The organism is Chryseobacterium sp. FR054 (assembly GCF_056844565.1).
Genome location: NZ_JBXDSA010000003.1, coordinates 253,640 through 272,313, shown reverse-complemented (window position 1 = coordinate 272,313; position 18,674 = coordinate 253,640). Strand labels below are relative to the sequence as shown.

Below are 18,674 nucleotides of genomic sequence, written 5' to 3'. Positions count from 1 at the left end.
GCTGGATTTTATTGTGTTACAGAATTGCAGTAAGGAGAAAGAAAAACAGAGATTTCAGCAGATTGAGAAAAATAAGAAAAAACTGCGGAATGAAAAGAAAAGTCAATAACTGACAGCAGCGATGAAACCGGTTAAAGATCAGTTATTGACTTTTTATGATTTATTTTTTGATAAGACCCAGCTCTATCAGTCTTTCATGAAGGAATTCTCCTGCTGTTGTGTCCTCGTATAACTTTGGATTATTTTCATCCACACAGTTTTCAAGGGCGTTTAAAGACATAGCACTGATCGGGTGCATAAAGAACGGAATAGAGAATCTTGAAGTTCCCCATAATTCTCTTGGCGGGTTTACCACTCTGTGAATCGTTGATTTCAGTTTGTTGTTCGTATGTCTTGAAAGCATATCTCCAACGTTGATCATCAGTTCATCCGGTTCTGCAATGGCATCAATCCAGTCTCCGTTGTGGTTCTGAACCTGAAGACCTTTACCCTGGGCACCCATCAGAAGGGTGATTAGGTTGATGTCTCCATGTGCAGCCGCTCTTACGGCATCATCCGGCTCTTCCGTGATCGGCGGATAATGGATCGGTCTTAAAATAGAATTTCCTTCTGCGATTTTATCGTCAAAATAGAATTCATCCAGACCCAGGTGAAGTGCTAACGCTCTCAATACATACTGGCCTGTTTTTTCAAGCATCTGGTAAGCTTCCTTACCTACCTCGTTGAACTTTGGAAGTTCTTCAACGATTACGTTGTCCGGATACTCAGATTTGTATTTTGAATCATCAGACAGATACTGTCCGAAATGCCAAAATTCTTTTAAGTCTCCTTTTTTGAAACCTTTTGCAGTTTCTTTACCGAAGCCTACATACCCTCTCTGGCCACCGATTCCTGGAATCTCATACTTCTGTTTCGTTTCCACTGGCTGCTCAAAAAAGTTTTTTACCTCACCATACAGATCATCTACAAGTTTGTCATCAAGAAAATGGCCTTTTAAGGCTACAAAACCAATTTCTTCATAAGCTTTTCCGATTTCATTTACAAATTTCTGTTTGCGTTCCGGGTTGTCCGAAAGGAAATCACGCAGGTCTACACTAGGTATTTTATCCATTTTTAGAAATTTACGAATAGCAAAATTACATTTTTTTTAGTTTAAATGATTTTAAAATCATTATTTATCAGTTAAATTTGCTGTATGAAAAAATATTCTTCTAAGAGAAGTATTCAGATACTTGCCCATCTTCTTCAGCAGTACGGAATTTCGGATGTTGTGATCTCCCCGGGATCAAGAAATGCTCCTTTGGCGATTCATTTTTCAGAGATTGATGCGTTCAACTGTTACAGCATCGTAGATGAAAGAAGTGCCGCTTTTGTAGCAATGGGAATGGCAAAAAGTGAAAAGAAGCCGGTGGCGGTTACCTGTACCAGCGGTTCTGCGGCAGCCAATTATTATCCGGCCGTTACAGAAGCTTTCTATCAGAATATTCCTCTTTTGATCCTGACTGCTGACCGGCCGACTGATTTTGTAGATATATTCGACGGGCAGACGATCAGGCAGAAAGATATTTTTCATCAGCATTCTTACGGAGATTTTCAGCTTCTGGAAGACAGTAAAGAGGATGCGGAAGATGTGAATTTTGATCTCATTAAAAAAGCGGTGGAACTCTGCTTTGAAAAACAGGGGCCGGTACACATCAATATTCCTCTGGAGGAACCTCTTTACGAGCTGGTTTCCGAGCTTCCGGCGTTTCCTACCGTGGAAAAAACCATTAAACATAAGGATTATGAGATCCCATCCGGTCTGATTGCAGACTGGCATACTTCCCAAAGAATCATGCTCCTGGTGGGAACGAGAGATTACAGCCCCGAGCTTGAAAACCAGCTGACACAACTGGTAAAAAATCATTCTGTGGTAGTTTTAAGCGAGGCGAACTCCAATCTGTATCATGAAAAGTTTTTCAGACATATAGACCGGTATATATTTAATTTCACGGAAGAAGATTATAAAACTTATGCTCCGGATCTTCTGATTACGGTAGGGCAAAATGTGGTTTCAAAAAAGGTAAAGCAGTTTTTAAGAAAAGCACATCCGAAACAGCACTGGCATCTGGATGAAGTATGGCAGCCGGATACCTATTTTTCCCTGACAGAGAAAATTGAAGTAAAACCGGAAGTTTTCTTTTCAAAACTACTCAATTTTATCAGTCTTGAACCGAGACCTTATTTCAATTTATGGGATGTTTTAAGGGATAAAAAAGATGCCAGACATCAGCAGTTCCTGAATAAGGTTGATTTCTCTGATTTTTATTTTTTTAATAAAGCCTCCCAGACCATTCCGGAGAATTATAATATCCATTTCAGCAATTCCTCAGCAATCCGGTATGCCCAGCTGTTTGATTTCGGAAAGAGAAAAATGTACTGCAACAGAGGAACAAGCGGTATTGACGGATGTACCTCTACCGCGATGGGATTTGCCATTAAAAATGCGAATCCGACTCTTCTGATAACCGGAGATCTTAGTTTTTTCTATGACATCAACGGGCTGTGGAATCAGTATATTCCACCGTTTGTGCGGATTATTATCTTCAACAACGGGGAAGGAAATATCTTTAAGATCATTCCGGGACCAGGCAACGCGAATCCTAACACCTTAGATGAGTTTATTGCCACCAAACACCGTAAGAATGCGGAACACCTGGCAAAACATTTCGGCTTTTCCTACATCAAAGTAGAAGATGAACCTACACTTGACAGGGTTCTGGAGAATTTTTTCAAACCTGATGCACAACCGAAAATTCTTGAAGTAAATACTTATGGCAAAAACAGTGCGGATGTTCAGAAAGCTTATTTCGAGTTTATGAAAGGCAACTAAAGGTCCAGATATTCTTCATTTCCCGGCAGGTTGGTAATTCTGCTTACGGGATAAATAAACATATCATCAAAGTCATTCATGGCATTGATCAGCTGAAAATGGGAAAACTGCTTGATATTCTGCAGGGTGATCTCCGTTTCCTTTATTTTCTTCTGTTTCAGCAGGTTTTGCCGCTGTACTCCGTTGAGAAGGTAGGTAGCCGGAGTAAACCAGTCTTTCCCTTTAAGAAAAAGAATATTGGAAAAAGAAGTATCGGTGATATGGTTGTTTTTAACAATAATGATTTCTTCTGCCTTAGACTTCATTTTCATTTTGTCTAATTCTTTGCGGTCCTCAAATTTGAATGAGTAATCAAAGCTGTTGTTTTCTACCAGCTGAAAGTCGTGAATTTCGGGAATGGCATAGGGAATCATCTGTGTTCTTACCCTTTTATCCAGGTCGTAAGAGATCCTGAGCTTGAAAAGCCCGTCTTCGTCATGCTGAAGGTTTTTAAAGATCTTGGCAAGATCGATGGAGCCTTCTTTCCCGAAATGAGCGAAGGTTTGGTTAACACGCTTCTGGTGTAATTCCAGTAAAAAGATTTCCTGGTCTTCTACTTTAATGCTTTCAATGAATTGGGACATAAATTTTGTTTTTCATTTCCTGATATTCGTCTTCTAATCTGCTCATATGGGTGATGCCGCCGCCACTTTTGAAATAAAGACGTTCTCCTTCTTTCTCAATAAAACGGATCATAACGCAGCTGTCAAGGTTTTTACCGTCGAACCAGCCGCAGACTCCTGTATAATACCCTCTGTCATAGCCTTCAGCATCTAAGATGATTTCCAGCGTTTTGGGCTTTGGGGCTCCCAGTATGGATCCTGCAGGAAGCAGCTTTTTCATTATGCTTCCTATTTTTCCCTCAAATTCAGGCTTTACGGTTCCTGAAATTTCAGAACTCATGGCGTAGAGGTCTTTCTGCCAGGTCCTGATGAGGTCGATATGCTGAAACTGATCTACTTTTACATCATCTGCCACCATGCTGAGATCGTTTCTGAGGAGATCCACTACCGTATAATGCTCTGCCTTTTCCTTTTTATCGTTTTTCAGCACTTCTGCGGCGTTCTCCACAGAAGCATCAATTGTGCCCTTCATGGGATAGGTCAGGATTTTGCCGTCTATAATCTTTACAAAAGTTTCGGGAGAAAAAAATACAAAAAAATCTTTATAAAAAACTTTATATTTCGCAACTGAATGATAAAAAATTTCTTCAAGGCTTAAATTCGTCTGAATTTCGGTTTTTCTTGTATAGTTGACAAGATAAGAGTTTCCCAGGCGTATATTTTTCTGAACTTTATCAAATCCCTCTTTAAAATTTTCCAGGGTTTCGGGAAATGATTTCCATACGATCTTTTTGTTGAGCTTATGTTTGCTTTTTGTATTTGAAAAGCCCTGAAAATCAATTAATAAGCCTGATTTTTTGATCTCACTTTCTGTATATATTTCTATATTTTCCGAAAGAAAGTCGATCATGAAAAAGTAAGGAACTTTCTGATGGGAAAGCTCGTCCATTTTCACAAATTTTTGATGATTCACTGAAAACATTCGGCAAAAATACTTATTGATGATTACTTTTGCAGAAAAAATTTTGATGCAGAACAGATATCCTCAGAGACCGGGAGCAGAATTTATATTGAAACAGGCTTTTTTTTACTGGAATAAGACCTTGATTTTTCAGCTGATGTTTTCCATTGTATTTTTCGCTGTGTTTTTTACTTCTATGTTTTTCTTTGCCGGGAGATACGGGATCTGGGAGCAGAATCAGGAGCTGGCGGAAGCTTTGAAACAGGGGAGTAAAGCCTATCTTGAAAAGCTGTCAGCAATCGGGGCTACTGAGAATTACCAGATGTTCAGCTATGCCATTCTGGGTACATCAGTTTTTCTTTATCCATTAAATCTGGGACTTTTCCAGATCTTCAGAAAGATTGACCTGAATGAAAAAATCGAGCTTGGAGATCTTTTTGCCGGATATAAAGGGCTTAACTTTTTTAAGTATATCGGATATTATCTGTTCTGGGCTATGATTTACAGAATGGGAATTCCTACCATATTCCTGGCTGTACTGTGGGTTTCAGTAACCGTTTTTGTTGCTCCCCTGATGTTCTTTATGAATAAAGGTATTTTTGAAGCGATCTCCTTGAATTTTAAAGCACTCAGGCTGTATTCAGTTCAGATATGGGTGGGAATTCTGGTAGCTGTCGCCTTTAAATATGCAGGGTTTGCCCTCTTTCTTGTAGGGGGATTATTTACATTTCCTTTCTGGAATGCAATGATTTATTCTCTTTACAAAAGTGTTTTTTCAGAAAAAGAGTAAAATTTACATGGGTTTAATATGATTTTCTGCCAAAAAAAGTTAATTTTGATGGAATCATTAAATATTAAACTATGTCTGAATTTAACGAATTTGACCAGCAGGGATCCGTTCCAAACAAAGATACGGGATCTATCATTTCGCATGCTTTTGAAATGTATAAAGGGGTTTTCCTTTATGGAATTGTGGCTATGGTAATTTACCTTATCGGGAGTTTTATAGTCCAGTCTGTCAGTGGCTTTAATTCTACGGCTATGATGGAAGAGATGAGAAACAGCGGAGGAGATTACTCCAGCTTCAGCTACTGGAATGCCCCGGGCTTTACAATGTATCTTACTTTATCCAGTCTTTTGGGTCTTTTATTGGCACCTTTATATGTAGGATTGATCTACATTGTCAATAAGTACAATACCAAGAGCCAGATTGATTTTGGGGATCTTTTTATCGGGTACCGTCAGAATTTTGTCAATATCCTGATTTACAGTTTTATTTCAGGAATTATCTCAAGTATTGCCCTGGCTTTATGTGTGATTCCGGCCTTTTTCGTGTACCCTTTACTAATATTGGGATATCCTATTCTTTTATTTGAAAATGCATCTGCTACTGAAGCATTAGGAAAATCGTTCAATATTGCTAAAGAAAATTACGGAACATTTCTGGGAGCAACCATCGTAGGCGGGCTGATCTCTATTGCGGGGGTTATTCTTTGCGGAATCGGGATCATTCTTACGGCTCCGTTTATCCTGATTGTGGCTTACTCTGTATATTGTGCCTTTTTAGGAAAACCAAGACAGATTTTAACCAAAAATTAAAATAGAATTTGATGTTGAATAAGGATAATCAGATCAGCAGTAATGTCATAAAACAGATTTCCCTGCTTGCTATAATTCTGGTGCTTGCAGGACTCATCTGCTTTAATCTTTCGCTTTTTATTCCTTCAGTTCTTGGGGCAATTACGATTTATGTAGTCTGCCGCAGGTATAATTTCTATCTGCAGGAAGAAAAGAAGTGGAAGCCCTGGCTCTCGGCGCTTGTCCTGATGCTGGCAAGTCTTGTTATCCTTATTCTTCCTGTTTATTTTATAGCCGACCTTCTGATTGAGAAGCTGGGGAATGCCCAGGCCTATATGACGAAGTTCAATGTATTTCTGGATAAGATACATACTTATATTTATTCCAAAGTGGGCTTTGATATTCTCAGTAAGGAAAATATGGATAAGCTGAAGAGTTCCGCAGGTAAGTTTTCAACGTCTGCCCTGAGTGGAACCTTTAATACGCTTACCGTAATAATGTCCATGTATTTTATCCTGTATTTTATGCTGGAAAGACCGAGGCTGTTTGAAAAAATCCTCAGTTCTTCCGCTCCTTTGAAAAGAGCGAATATTTCTTTAATCGGCGATAAGCTCAGAAAGCTGATTATGGCCAATGCAATAGGAATTCCTGTTGTGGCATTGGGGCAGGGAATTGTCGGGCTGATAGGATATTTCATTTTTGGAGCACCGGGGCCGGTATTGCTTTTTGCTCTTACTGCCGCAGCTTCCATGATTCCCGTTGTGGGTGCCGCCATAGTGTATGTTCCGGTATGTATCTTTATGATCGCGGAAGGCAATACAGGACAGGGGTTAGGATTAGCTGCATACTGTATAGTTGTTGTAGGCCTTACAGATAACCTGCTACGTTTTACCCTTCTGAAAAAGCTTGAAAATATCCATCCGCTGAATACCGTATTCGGAATTATTATGGGAATGAACCTTTTTGGATTTATGGGGCTTATTTTCGGCCCGATCCTGATCTCATTTACGCTTCTTCTTATTCAGGTATACAGAAATGAATTTTCAGAGGAAGAGACACCGCCTGAGCTTCAGCTCCCGGGCATGGACAGAGAGGAAGGTAATAATGTTGATTTAATTGTATAAAAGTGGAAGGAATAAACCCGGAAATATTAAAAGAAATCTGTGTATTTAAAATGCCGTTTGGAAAGTACGAAGGAACCGTATTGATCGACCTTCCGATAAGTTATCTGGAATGGTTCAACAAAAACGGGATGCCTAAAGGAAAACTGGGAATGCAGCTTTCAACCGTGTATGAGATCAAGCTGAACGGACTCATGGATCTGCTGGCCCCTATCAGGGCTTCAGTGAGAAACGGAATGTAAAAAGAATAATAATCTTATAGAATATCAGCAGTATTTATCATTGCAGGTTCTATGAAAGACCTCTGAAATGAGTCCGTTAAACAGGCTTACTTCAGAGGTTTATTTTTTACTTCTTAATAATTATTTTTTTCGTTTCTTTCTTTTTATTTTCAGAAAGTATCTCTACAAAATAAACTCCTTTTGTTAAGAGGTTTTCCAGATGAAACAGCTGCTTTGAAGCTGCCGGATTTTCTGTATAAACAATTTTTCCACTCGCATCACTAACTTTTATTGAGGAGATTTTCCCGCTTTTTGAAGTAATTTCGAAATTTCCGTTGGATGGGTTGGGGTAAATATCGTTTCCGCCGGTATATTTCGCATCTTGTGTGGATAATACTGCATCAGGAGCAAGTTTGATGGCACCTGTTTTACCTTCGTTCACATTGTTTCCTGTGAACAGATACCCTTTATCCGGTGTCTGCATAAGTTCCCCATTACGAAGGGTATACGTTGTGTCAGGGTTTTGCCAGCTCCACAAAATATTTCCATCTATATTTAATCCCTTTAGAAAGCTGCCGCCACTTCCGAAGACAATCTGTCCATTTGCCGATTTTATAATATTCAGATCATTCCAGAAATCAGGATACGGAGTATAATCATTCTGCCAATGTAAGTTTCCATTAGATTGAAACTTGGTGATCTCTACCCCGAACGTAGTGTTTTTAGTCTGCAAATAAATCAATGCACATCCATTATCTGAAGTATCGGTAATTCTTACATACGGATAATCATGTGAAGCGCCATCAAAAGCATTTTCCCATAGAAGTATTCCTGTAGGGGAGACCTTAACAGCCCAGGTGGCGTAGGTGCCGGTTATATTTATTCCATTACTTACATCTCCATCTATTGATTGGGTTCTTCCGGAAAGATAAAAGTTACCTTCAGAATTTACAGCTATATCATCTAAAAAATCCCATTTACTTCCACCAAGTGTTTTCCGCCATTGTTCATTTCCGTCTGCATCGGTTTTCAAGATAAAGAAATCAGTATCATCAGCACTTTTAGATATTATTCCCCCTAAAAGAAAGCCATGGTCCGGGGTGGCAATAACTTTAGTCATATGGATAAAATTCCACCCTGCTGACACCGGATAATTTTTGGTCCAAAGCTTATTTCCGTTCTCATCAACCTTGATCATTCTTCCCTGTTTTGCAAAAGAGTCATTGTCACTTGTCGGAACTATTACACCCGCCAATACATAACCTCCGGTTGCAGACTGTATATCATATATGTTTGCAGCGTGTTCCGTATTAGTCTGTGAAAATTCTTTATTCCATAACAGTGTTCCTTCAGGAGTTGTCTTTGACAGAATTCCATATTGTGGAGATGGATAGACATTGTAGTTTTGGGTAAAGAAGAACCCGTTTCCGGAAGCATTCCCATGAATATTCATGTAAATATCATTTGTATTGTAACTTCCATAAGATTTCTGCCATTCGATTCCGGAAACCTGGGCATTAGCTTTCTGCAGTAAGAATAATCCGGCTGCAAATAATAATTTCTTTTTCATAATTGATGTTTTTGTTGTGTTTGTAATTATCTGTGGTTCATTGTTTTTAATTTTTTTTCAAATGATATTTAAAATAAATTCTGTTCAGTTTTTTAATATCTGATGTTATGATTTCTTACTTACAAATTTGTATATAAAATATTAACGGGACTATTTTTTATATGCTACATAGCAGCTACGATTACAGGTATGAATAGCTACAAAATGACTACGTATTTTAATCAATGTTTTAATAATCTTCGTATTGTGTCTTTTTATGCTGAGTTTTGAATGAATATCTGAGATTTGAATATCAGAAGAGCCATAATAAAGGCATATTACGATTTGGATGACAACATGATAAATGTCGTCCCGTATTTTTATTGTTCAACTATGTTTTCAAAGCGGCAATCTCATCCCTCAGTTTTGCAGCCTTGATAAAGTCAAGATTTTTAGCGGCGGCCTCCATTTCTTTCTGCTTCTGAACAATCATTTTTTCCAGATCTTCACTTGCGTAGCTTGCTTTGGTTTCCGCCACCTTTTGAAGGATCTCCTTTTGGGTATACTTTTCATCAGGGAAATCTTTGCTTCTGCCAACAAGATTTTCGGATATTTTTTTATTCAGAGCCTGGGGGGTCAATCCGTGTTCCTCATTATACTGTATTTGTTTGGCACGGCGGTATTCCGTTTCATCCAGGGTTGCCTGCATGGATTTTGTGATCTTATCGGCATACATGATCGCTTTTCCATTCACATTTCTCGCTGCCCTTCCTACGGTCTGTATCATAGATCTTCTGCTTCTCAGCATTCCTTCCTTGTCAGCATCAAGAATAGCAACAAGAGAAACTTCAGGAAGGTCAAGTCCTTCTCTTAACAGGTTAACCCCTATCAGTACATCAAAAAGGCCGAGACGAAGGTCCTGCATAATCTGTATACGTTCCAGAGTTTCCACATCGGAGTGGATGTATCTTGTTCTGATCCCGAATTTGGTGAAATACTTGGTGAGTTCCTCCGCCATTTTCTTGGTAAGGGTAGTGACCAGTACCCTTTCATCGGCATCAGCTCTTTTCTGAATTTCTTCCATCAGGTCATCAATCTGGTTCAGGGTAGGCCTTACCTCAATAATGGGATCTAAAAGCCCGGTAGGGCGGATGATCTGCTCAATATAGGCACCTCCGGTTTTTTCCAGTTCATAATCAGCCGGGGTTGCAGAAACATAAATTACCTGATTCTGCATTCCTTCAAATTCTTCAAACTTAAGAGGTCTGTTATCCATCGCAGCGGGAAGCCGGAATCCGTACTCTACCAGTGCTTCTTTCCTGCTCCGGTCGCCACCGTACATGGCGTGAACCTGGGGAACTGTTACGTGACTTTCGTCAATGACCATTAAAAAATCTTTAGGAAAATAATCGATCAGGCAGAATGGTCTTGTTCCGGGAAGTCTTCCGTCCAGATATCTTGAATAGTTCTCAATTCCTGAGCAGTAGCCCAGCTCTTTAATCATTTCAAGGTCAAGTTCAGTCCGTTCCTGAAGACGTTTGGCTTCCAGAGGTTTTTCAATGGAATTGAAGAAGTCAACCTGTTTTACCATATCGTCCTGAATTTCTCTGATCGCTCCGTTGAGGGTTTCCTTCGAGGTAACAAAAAGATTGGCAGGATAGATCTGGATCTGATCAAAACTGGATTCCACATTGCCGGTTACGGGATCAAAACTCTGGATCTTTTCAATTTCGTCCCCGAAAAACTGTATCCTGACAGCGTTGTCGGCATAAGCAGGAAAGACATCAATCACATCCCCTTTTACACGGAAAGTACCTCTCTGAAATTCATTTAATGTTCTGGCATATAATGCGTTTACCAGGGAATGAAGCAGAGCGGTCCTGGTTACTTTTTCACCGATAGCTATGGAGATTAATGATTTGTGAAACTCTGTCGGATTCCCGATACCGTAGATACAGGAAACCGAAGCCACAATCAGTACGTCTCTTCTGCCTGAAAGCAGACTTGCTGTTGCTGAAAGACGGAGCTTTTCCACTTCTTCGTTGATGCTCAGGTCTTTTTCAATATAAGTTCCGGTGGTCGCAATATAGGCTTCCGGCTGGTAATAATCATAGTAGCTGACAAAATATTCAACGGCGTTATCCGGGAAAAATTCTTTGAATTCCATGAATAACTGTGCCGCCAGGGTTTTGTTGTGAGCCAGAACAAGGGTGGGTCTTTGTACGTTCTGTACCACATTGGCTACCGTAAAGGTCTTCCCGGAACCTGTTACTCCGAGAAGGGTCTGATATTTTTCGCCGATCTCAATTCCTTCGGTAAGCTTTTCTATGGCTTGCGGCTGGTCGCCGGTAGGTTTATATTCTGAATGAAGATTAAAGTTCATAGGGAAATGATGTATAGAACAAAAATACGAAAGAAATAATTAGCCATAATAAAGTATTTTATCTGAAAATAGGAATAGCGCGGATTAAGTTTTAAGTTAAAAAAATACAGGAATAGAAAAAGCGCTAAAAAAATTAGCGCTCTTATCGATGGTGAGTACCCTTCTGAGTGAAATTTTTGCCGTTTGGGAAACTAATTTCTGTATTGGAGTTAGTTCTGTTGCTTGAGACCGGATGATTTTTCTGAAGTGGCAATATTGGGTGAGCCTTTATATGCCTGTCCTTTGAAGCCCATGATCTTGAAAGGCATTTCTTTCTGCGATTTTTCAAAAAAAGGAGGAGTCATCAGAGAGACCTGATAAGGTTGTGGATTTCTGGCTGTTCTCGCATTTTTATAAACCTTACTGATTGATACGTGGGAGAAATCAGAAGTTTTGTAATTTTTTAAGGAGCTGTTTTCTATTTTTTTTGAATCTATCCATACGGCATAATTGCTTTTGTTTAAAAATGAACTGAGTTCTTTTTCAGTAGGAGTTCTTTTTTTTAAAGCAGGGACACTGATAAAGGTAATCTTCTGCTCATCTTTTTGAGCATCTGTTAATTGAGCGTAAAGTTCTTCCAGTCTCGCTTTGTCCTCTTCCGTTACTTTTTTTGAGAATTCCGCATACTTCCTGTTATTGAGAAGATCCGAATATCTGTTTAAAATATCTTTAAATTCCTTGTACGGGTCCTGAACTGTTGTATTGCCGGGACTTTTATAAACAACCTCTTTTGAGCCTGGCATATCTGCCACAGTGTTCACATATTTTTTTTCGGCAAACAGGGCTGTGGCGGCAACAAGTGCGGTAAATCCTGCTGCTTTTTTAAGCAGAATAAATTTAGATTTTTTTGTGTTCATCATGATAAATCGTTTTTTGGTATTGTTAAAATTAAATGAATGGGTTAATGAAGGTCCCTGGCTGCTGACAATTTCATCAAGAATTAAATTCTGATAATCTGTCATATTGAACTTACTGTTCAGTACAGCCTCATCAGCCAGGAACTCGTGGTTGGTTGTCATGGCCTTTTTATAGATAAAAAGAACAGGATTGAACCATGTAAAGATTTTCAACAGCTGAATAAACATAAGATCAATACTGTGTTTCTGGTCAAGATGGCTTTTTTCATGCAGGAATATTCTGGGATCGATCATATTATTCTGCATATAGTTTTCTCCTAAATAAATGGTATTCCAAAAGCTGAATGGTGAAAACCCTTTTTTTGTCAGAACAACATGATATCGCTGATATATTTGTTTCCTGCCCTGTATTTTTTTTATAGCTGCAATAGATGAAATATTCCTTATCAGTAATATCACAGTAACAGCTGCATAGCAGATCCATACAGTATTCGTCCAGTTGAAGCTCTCTTCCGCAGGCTGTACAAAGACCATCTGCTGTGTTGCTTCTTCAAACATCAGCTGGGGCTTTGTGCCCATTTCAGAAATCTGAGCCTCTGAAGTTACTGTGATAAATGGAATTATATAAGCCAGAATCAGCGAGCCGATCAGGTAAAACCTATTGAATCTGTACATTTTTTCTTTTTCAAGCAGCAGATAGTAGACCGCAATGAAAATAGAAGAACACAGAATAATTTTCAGAATGATGGAAAACATATCTATTCTTTTATCTGTTTATCTATTATATTTCTGAGCTCTTTCAGCTGTTTCTGGCTGAGTTTGGCATTGGAAGTAAAAAACGATGCAAACTGAGCTACGGAACTGTTGAAAAAACGGTCGATCATTGAGGTCATTTCCTCATTGAAATATTCCCCTTTCTCTATTTTAGGATAGTATTCACGGGAATTTCCATACAATGTATAGCCTACCAGGTCTTTGTTCTGCATTCGTTTCAGCAGGGTAGCAATAGTGGTGGAGGCAGGTTTGGGGTCGGGATAGGATTCCAGGATTTCTTTCATGAAGATCTTTTTTCTGTCCCAAAGAATTTCCATGAGATCTTTTTCAGAATCGGTTAGTTTTATCTCTTTCATTCTACAATGTTGTATTTTGTTCTACAAATGTAGAATAAAAATTTAATCCTGCAAATTTTTATGGCATTATTTTTCCATTTAATTTTATAATCCATTAATCACAACGTTATGAAGTTCAATCAATTTTATGTTCCTGCGCTCAGTCTTCTGCTGTTCCTGACCTCGTGCAAAAAGAATCCTGTACAGGCCCAGCAGACCGGGAAGGACGGCAGTGTGGAAACAGAAAAACCTAATTCTGATTACCAGCCGGCATTCAAAGGGCAGACCAGAATAAAGGCTGTAAAAACGACAGGAGCCTATCAGGTGGAAATCCTGAATAAAGACCTGGGCCGCCCGTGGGGGATTATCAACCTGCCGGACGGAAAGTTTCTGATTACCGATAAAAAAGGGTATATGAACATTGTTTCTGCGGACGGAAAACAGGTTTCTAAAATTGAAGGATTTCCGAAAGTAGATTCCAAAGGGCAGGGCGGAATGCTGGATGTAGCTCTGGATCCGGATTTCAAAACCAATGCTGTCATTTATTTCAGCTTTTCAGAACCTTTTGGAAAAGGAAACCTCACCTCGGTGGCTAAAGGAAAGCTGTCCGCGGACCTGAAAAGTATTTCGGAAGTCAAAGTAATCTTCAGGGCAGAGCCTTCTTACGATGGGGATAAACATTACGGCAGCAGGCTTGTCTTTGATAAGGACGGTTATCTATTTGTAAGTACAGGGGAGAGATCGGATAAAGTAACGAGAGTATATGCCCAGAAAACCGATAATTATTTAGGAAAGATCCTGAAAATCACCAAAGATGGGAAGCCCGCTCCGGGCAATCCGTTTATAGGAAAAGAAGGATATAAACCTGAAATCTATGCTTACGGAATAAGAAATCCTCAGGGGTTGGCTATTGATGCTAACGGCAATCTCTGGGATGTGGAAATGGGGCCCCGGGGAGGAGATGAAATCAATCTGATACTCCCGGGAAGAAATTATGGCTGGGGAGATGTTACTTACGGAATTGAATATTCCGGTCAGAAAGTAGGAGAGGGAATTACCCGGAGAAAAGATACCGAACAGCCTGTTTATTACTGGGATCCTGTTATTTCTCCAAGCGGCGTTGCTTTCTATACCGGAAATATGGAGGAATGGAAAGGAAATCTGTTCATCGGATGCTTAAGTGGTGAACATATCAACCGGATTGTGATGAAAGACAATAAAGTTGTAGGAGAAGAACGCCTGCTGGCAGATCAGAAAGAACGGTTCCGGGATGTTCTTGACGGAATGGACGGTAATTTATATGCGGTAACAGACAGCGGAAAACTGTATAGAATTTCAAAAAAATAAATTAAAATCTCCTGAAAAAATTCTCAGGAGATTTTTAATTTTTAAACTGTGCAAGAAGTTCCGACCCATCCTAAAAACTTTTAATGATCCGGTCAAGTCCTTCTTCCAGAATCTCCTGTGAAGTAGAAAAACAGATTCTGATATGACCTTCTGCTCCTTTTCCGAACCATCTTTCCGAACCGGGAACTAGCGCAACTTTCCCCTGCTCAAGGACATGCCGGGTAAACTCTTCACTGGACATCCCGTTTTCGATCTTCGGGAACAATACAAAAGTGGCCTCAGGAAGATTAGGGGTTAAAATTCCGGAATGGGTTAATTTGTTGAAAGCCAGATTTCGGTTTTCCTGCAGATGCATCAGGAATTCTCTATACCAGGGCTTGGCTTTTTCTATGGCTACACTTGCGGCAATCTGCGACAGCGTGGAAACTCCCTCTATGGTTGAATTAAAGTTCGATTTTTCCGTAAAATCTTCAAGAATATCAACATCATTACAAAGCACGGCCCCGATTCTCAGTCCGGCAATTCCGAATGATTTCGAAAATCCGTAAACCGTAAAACTTTTTTTCTTTGCTTCTTCCGAAACAGAAGAATAGGTATGGAAATCTTTGCGGTCATAGATAATATCGCTCCATATTTCGTCACTCATTACCCACAGATCATGGGCAGATGCAATGTCAGATACTTTTTTCAGTATTTCTTTGGAATAAACTTTTCCAAGTGGGTTGTGCGGATTACAGATGCTGATCAGCCTGGTCTTCGGATGAATTAATGAAACCAGCTTTTCAAAATCTATATCTCCGGTAATATGATCCACAGGGCATAATCTCACTGTTCCTCCTGCGGCTTCCACAGATCTTTTAAACAGGAAGTCGACAGGGTCCAGGATGATGGCTTCATCTCCCGGAGACAATACATATGACGCAACCAGGAACATTCCCTGGGCAGCACTGTTAACGGCCAGTACATTTTCGGGGGTAAAACTTCCGTGTTTTTCTGTGTTAAAATGCTCTGCAACACTTTTCTTAAATTCAGGAAGGCCTGAAAAAGGACCATAGCTCAGATAGCCATCCTTTAAATATTCTATAATTCCTTCCTCAATGGCCGGGGCTGTTCTGAAATCCGGATCTGCCGCAGTAAGGGGGATAATTCCGTCTTCTATGGCTGCCCATCTTCCATTATAGGCTTTCCTCTTTAAGGCTTCAAAATTGATGTCGTTATTGGTAAACATTTTTTTATTATTTATATGAGATGGGTAAAATATTTTCGGTCTGCAGATGAAGAGGAAGCAGAAACTGGTCGAGAAGAATCCTTCCGTTCCGGATGTGGGTTTCTATTTCCGGTTTCCTTTCCGCTTCAAACTTTCTGAAAGCCTCTGTCATATCTTGTTCTTCAAGCAGGTATTGGGTGAGTACACAAGAATCTTTTAGCGCAGAAGTAACCCCCTGGCTGGTAAATGGAATGAGAGGGTGTGCGGCATCCCCTATAAAAACAAAATGATCTTTATAAAACGGATTAAGATTTTCCAGTTCATAAACCCTCCACAGGTGAACGTTTTCGTAGCTTGAGCCTTTCACAATATCTGCAACCAGCGGGTCCCAGTCATCAAAGACCTCAAACATGTATCTTTTAAGGCTTTCTACCGAACATTGCTCGCAGATCGTATATTTTTCATTGTCAAACTGGGAATACCATAAAACGGTATCTGAAGAAAGCTTAAGAATCCCGAAAGTAAGCCCGCCGTCTTCATGATGAAACTTCATGAAATTACTGTCTAAACGGGAGGCTATTTCTTTACATCTGATGATATTGACGACCTCATTTTCTCTTACCATCCTCATATTCTCATCTTTGAAGATCTCTCTCCTGATTCTGCTTTTAGATCCGTCGGAAACAATGATCATGTCAGAATCGATATAGGAGCCGTCAGTTCTTTTTAATTTTCCCTGCTGATCGGGGCAGTGGACAAGCGTTTCTCCGTAAGTGATTTTCTCTGCGGGAATATTTTGAGCCAGAATCCGGATGAGCGAACTTCTTGATATAACGAAAACATTGTCCAGGTCTTTTTCTGCGAGTATCCTGCCCTTATGGGAATACCGGATGTATTTCTTTAAAAAGTTACCATGTTCAAAGAGTTGAGAACGGTCTGTAATCTGAGACAGGTACTCGATTCCTTCCTGAGGAAGCAGGAAGCCATGCCCTGTTAAATCGTCCTTCTCTCTCCGCTCGTAAATATGGTAATCCAGATTGTGTTTTTCTAAGTAACCCGCTATGCTTAAGCCGGATATACCAGCGCCCACGACAGCAATTTTGTTCATTTCGGAATAATGGAGTTTTTCAAGTTAGTGTTTAGGTCTACTTTGTGGGTAAACCGTTTTTTTAAGTATGTGCAAATGTAAATTAAAAACATTCATGATTTCAAAAAAATAAATGAATTCGGTTTAAAATCATAGGTTAATAAGATGAAAAGCATAAGATTATTATGTTTTTTTGAAGGGATTTTTCAACAAATCCAGAAATTGGGTAACGGATATTTGTCATCAGAAACAGGAGGGTTTTCGGACTTCTTTTGAATAAAAAAACCGGGAAAAGATCCCGGTTATGTTTTTATGCTTCCTCAAGCTGTACTGTAAAATGTCTCAACAGATCTGGTTCCCAGGTAATTTTGTACCCTTTCGAGATCTCATTCCGCCTTTCATATACATTTTTAATGGCTGCGGCAATATAATCCATATGATTGTTGGTGTATGTCCTTCTTGGTATGGCAAGGCGTACCAGTTCCAGTTTCGGATACCGGTTTTCTCTCGTCTCAGGGTCTCTGTCTGCCAGTAATGTTCCGATTTCAACTGTTCTGATCCCGGCTTCCTTGTAAATCTCAAGTCCTAAGGTCTGGGCAGGATATTCCTCACGGGAAACACCAGGAAGGAAATTGAGAGAATCAATGAATACGGCATGTCCTCCAATAGGTTTCTGAACCGGAATTCCGTATTCTATCAGCTTATTTCCCAGATATTCTACCTGAGAAATTCTGCTTTCAAGATAGGCGAATTCAGTAGCTTCATCAAGGCCTACTGCTAATGCGGCCATATCTCTTCCGGCCATTCCTCCGTAGGTAATGAATCCTTCGTAGATAATTGTGAAATTGGATGCTTTTCTGAAGATTTCTTCACTGTTTAATGCTATAAACCCTCCGATATTCACCAGGCCGTCTTTTTTAGAACTCATAGTCATTCCGTCTCCGTATGAAAAAATTTCTTTGCAGATTTCTTTGATACTCCGGTTTTCCTGGCCCTTTTCTCTTTTTTTGATGAAGTATGCGTTTTCCGCAAACCTTGCCGAATCAAAGAAAACAGGGATTCCGTAACGGTCTGACAATTCTCTTACAGCCTTCATATTCTCTAAAGATACAGGCTGCCCCCCTGAAGAGTTGCAGGTAATGGTGATCAGGCAGAAAGGGATGTTTTCTTTTGGGTGGCTTTTATAAACCTCTTCCAGTTTTTCAAGGTTGATATTTCCTTTAAAAGGATGAAGATCATTGATGTCGAAAGCCTCATCAATGGTACAGTCGATGGCGTGGGCTTTTCTGAATTCAATATGACCTTTTGTGGTGTCGAAATGAGAATTTCCAGGTACCACATCCCCTTCTTTCACCAGCACGGAGAAAAGAACATTTTCGGCAGCTCTTCCCTGGTGGGTTGGTAATAAATATTTGAAACCGGTGATTTTTTCAACGGAATTCTGAAGCTGTTCAAAAGAACGGGATCCGGCATAGCTTTCGTCTCCGGTCATCAGGGCTCCCCATTGTCTGTCAGACATAGCTCCTGTTCCTGAATCGGTAAGAAGGTCGATGAAAACCTGTGAAGATTTCAGATTGAATAAGTTATAATTAGCTTCTTTAAGCCATTGTTCTCTTTCTTCTCTTGTAGACTGGCGGATTTCTTCCACCATTTTGATGCGGAAAGGCTCCGCGTACGGTAAATTCATGCGTTATGTTATTTATTAGATTGTTAAAGGAAATTGTTTGAAAATAATTTCAAA

General features: G+C 39.7%; 16 protein-coding genes. 6 read left to right on the top strand and 10 right to left on the bottom strand.

Translation table 11 applies throughout. From position 1 onward, the window contains the following. Positions 1 to 160 precede the first annotated feature (160 nt). Positions 161 to 1,111: an isopenicillin N synthase family dioxygenase gene (locus AC106S_RS14000; RefSeq protein ID WP_482439938.1), complete on the bottom strand. Its 951-nt coding sequence runs from the start codon at positions 1,109 to 1,111 to the stop codon at positions 161 to 163. Positions 1,112 to 1,195: 84 nt separating this feature from the next. Here AC106S_RS14000 and menD point away from each other — a divergent pair, with 84 nt between their 5' ends. After that, a complete protein-coding gene (menD, locus tag AC106S_RS13995; RefSeq protein WP_482439936.1) occupies positions 1,196 to 2,872 on the top strand; it encodes a 2-succinyl-5-enolpyruvyl-6-hydroxy-3-cyclohexene-1-carboxylic-acid synthase in 1,677 nt (558 codons plus the stop codon). Here menD and AC106S_RS13990 read toward each other — a convergent pair. Then, entirely contained in the window at positions 2,869 to 3,495 is a 627-nt protein-coding gene (locus AC106S_RS13990) for an aminotransferase class IV (RefSeq protein ID WP_482439934.1), read from the bottom strand. The two genes, menD and AC106S_RS13990, sit on opposite strands and share 4 nt — an antisense overlap. Further along, complete coding sequence (locus AC106S_RS13985) at positions 3,479 to 4,456, bottom strand: aminodeoxychorismate synthase component I (protein WP_482439930.1); 978 nt, start codon at positions 4,454 to 4,456, stop codon at positions 3,479 to 3,481. Before AC106S_RS13985 ends, AC106S_RS13990 begins: the two co-directional genes overlap by 17 nt. 46 nt (positions 4,457 to 4,502) lie before the next feature. On the opposite strand from AC106S_RS13985, the gene AC106S_RS13980 reads away from it, so the two are divergent. From AC106S_RS13980 to AC106S_RS13965, 4 genes are all read left to right on the top strand, one after another. Then, positions 4,503 to 5,225 carry a hypothetical protein gene (locus AC106S_RS13980; RefSeq protein ID WP_482439927.1) on the top strand — a complete coding sequence of 241 codons (723 nt, stop codon included), beginning with the start codon at positions 4,503 to 4,505 and terminating at the stop codon, positions 5,223 to 5,225. Positions 5,226 to 5,296: 71 nt separating this feature from the next. Further along, positions 5,297 to 6,034, top strand: a complete 738-nt coding sequence (locus AC106S_RS13975) for a beta-carotene 15,15'-monooxygenase (protein WP_482439926.1) — start codon at positions 5,297 to 5,299, stop codon at positions 6,032 to 6,034. Between the two features lie 11 nt (positions 6,035 to 6,045). Continuing rightward, positions 6,046 to 7,137, top strand: coding sequence for an AI-2E family transporter (locus tag AC106S_RS13970; RefSeq protein WP_482439923.1), 1,092 nt, complete (start codon positions 6,046 to 6,048; stop codon positions 7,135 to 7,137). Between the two features lie 11 nt (positions 7,138 to 7,148). Continuing rightward, on the top strand, positions 7,149 to 7,376 hold the full coding sequence (locus tag AC106S_RS13965; protein ID WP_047098941.1) for a DUF3820 family protein: 228 nt from the start codon (positions 7,149 to 7,151) through the stop codon (positions 7,374 to 7,376). A gap of 106 nt (positions 7,377 to 7,482) precedes the next feature. Here AC106S_RS13965 and AC106S_RS13960 read toward each other — a convergent pair whose 3' ends face one another. The 4 genes from AC106S_RS13960 to AC106S_RS13945 form a co-directional block, all read right to left on the bottom strand. Further along, positions 7,483 to 8,925, bottom strand: coding sequence for a T9SS type A sorting domain-containing protein (locus AC106S_RS13960; RefSeq protein ID WP_482439920.1), 1,443 nt, complete (start codon positions 8,923 to 8,925; stop codon positions 7,483 to 7,485). A 370-nt stretch (positions 8,926 to 9,295) separates the two neighbouring features. Beyond that, positions 9,296 to 11,287, bottom strand: coding sequence for an excinuclease ABC subunit UvrB (gene uvrB / locus AC106S_RS13955; RefSeq protein WP_482439918.1), 1,992 nt, complete (start codon positions 11,285 to 11,287; stop codon positions 9,296 to 9,298). A 209-nt stretch (positions 11,288 to 11,496) separates the two neighbouring features. Next, positions 11,497 to 12,939, bottom strand: a complete 1,443-nt coding sequence (locus tag AC106S_RS13950; protein WP_482439917.1) for a M56 family metallopeptidase — start codon at positions 12,937 to 12,939, stop codon at positions 11,497 to 11,499. 2 nt (positions 12,940 to 12,941) lie between these two features. Continuing rightward, positions 12,942 to 13,313, bottom strand: coding sequence for a BlaI/MecI/CopY family transcriptional regulator (locus AC106S_RS13945; protein ID WP_482439915.1), 372 nt, complete (start codon positions 13,311 to 13,313; stop codon positions 12,942 to 12,944). 108 nt (positions 13,314 to 13,421) lie between these two features. On the opposite strand from AC106S_RS13945, the gene AC106S_RS13940 reads away from it, so the two are divergent. Further along, positions 13,422 to 14,639, top strand: coding sequence for a PQQ-dependent sugar dehydrogenase (locus AC106S_RS13940; RefSeq protein WP_482439912.1), 1,218 nt, complete (start codon positions 13,422 to 13,424; stop codon positions 14,637 to 14,639). A gap of 70 nt (positions 14,640 to 14,709) precedes the next feature. Here the strand turns inward: AC106S_RS13940 and AC106S_RS13935 are convergent, their stop codons facing one another. The 3 genes from AC106S_RS13935 to tnaA form a co-directional block, all read right to left on the bottom strand. Next, complete coding sequence (locus AC106S_RS13935; RefSeq protein WP_482439911.1) at positions 14,710 to 15,867, bottom strand: pyridoxal phosphate-dependent aminotransferase; 1,158 nt, start codon at positions 15,865 to 15,867, stop codon at positions 14,710 to 14,712. Between the two features lie 7 nt (positions 15,868 to 15,874). Then, positions 15,875 to 16,954, bottom strand: a complete 1,080-nt coding sequence (locus AC106S_RS13930; RefSeq protein ID WP_482439909.1) for an FAD-dependent monooxygenase — start codon at positions 16,952 to 16,954, stop codon at positions 15,875 to 15,877. A gap of 289 nt (positions 16,955 to 17,243) precedes the next feature. Continuing rightward, positions 17,244 to 18,620 (bottom strand): tryptophanase TnaA, encoded by a 1,377-nt coding sequence (tnaA, locus tag AC106S_RS13925; protein ID WP_482439907.1) that lies wholly within the window; start codon positions 18,618 to 18,620, stop codon positions 17,244 to 17,246. Positions 18,621 to 18,674 lie beyond the last annotated feature (54 nt).

What these genes read in the sequence shown, in the direction of transcription:
- AC106S_RS14000 (WP_482439938.1), bottom strand. Translation starts at nt 1,111, where the DNA reads ATGGATAAAATACCTAGTGTAGACCTGCGTGATTTCCTTTCGGACAAC.
- menD (WP_482439936.1), top strand. Translation starts at nt 1,196, where the DNA reads ATGAAAAAATATTCTTCTAAGAGAAGTATTCAGATACTTGCCCATCTT.
- AC106S_RS13990 (WP_482439934.1), bottom strand. Translation starts at nt 3,495, where the DNA reads ATGTCCCAATTCATTGAAAGCATTAAAGTAGAAGACCAGGAAATCTTT.
- AC106S_RS13985 (WP_482439930.1), bottom strand. Translation starts at nt 4,456, where the DNA reads ATGTTTTCAGTGAATCATCAAAAATTTGTGAAAATGGACGAGCTTTCC.
- AC106S_RS13980 (WP_482439927.1), top strand. Translation starts at nt 4,503, where the DNA reads ATGCAGAACAGATATCCTCAGAGACCGGGAGCAGAATTTATATTGAAA.
- AC106S_RS13975 (WP_482439926.1), top strand. Translation starts at nt 5,297, where the DNA reads ATGTCTGAATTTAACGAATTTGACCAGCAGGGATCCGTTCCAAACAAA.
- AC106S_RS13970 (WP_482439923.1), top strand. Translation starts at nt 6,046, where the DNA reads ATGTTGAATAAGGATAATCAGATCAGCAGTAATGTCATAAAACAGATT.
- AC106S_RS13960 (WP_482439920.1), bottom strand. Translation starts at nt 8,925, where the DNA reads ATGAAAAAGAAATTATTATTTGCAGCCGGATTATTCTTACTGCAGAAA.
- uvrB (WP_482439918.1), bottom strand. Translation starts at nt 11,287, where the DNA reads ATGAACTTTAATCTTCATTCAGAATATAAACCTACCGGCGACCAGCCG.
- AC106S_RS13950 (WP_482439917.1), bottom strand. Translation starts at nt 12,939, where the DNA reads ATGTTTTCCATCATTCTGAAAATTATTCTGTGTTCTTCTATTTTCATT.
- AC106S_RS13945 (WP_482439915.1), bottom strand. Translation starts at nt 13,313, where the DNA reads ATGAAAGAGATAAAACTAACCGATTCTGAAAAAGATCTCATGGAAATT.
- AC106S_RS13940 (WP_482439912.1), top strand. Translation starts at nt 13,422, where the DNA reads ATGAAGTTCAATCAATTTTATGTTCCTGCGCTCAGTCTTCTGCTGTTC.
- AC106S_RS13935 (WP_482439911.1), bottom strand. Translation starts at nt 15,867, where the DNA reads ATGTTTACCAATAACGACATCAATTTTGAAGCCTTAAAGAGGAAAGCC.
- AC106S_RS13930 (WP_482439909.1), bottom strand. Translation starts at nt 16,954, where the DNA reads ATGAACAAAATTGCTGTCGTGGGCGCTGGTATATCCGGCTTAAGCATA.
- tnaA (WP_482439907.1), bottom strand. Translation starts at nt 18,620, where the DNA reads ATGAATTTACCGTACGCGGAGCCTTTCCGCATCAAAATGGTGGAAGAA.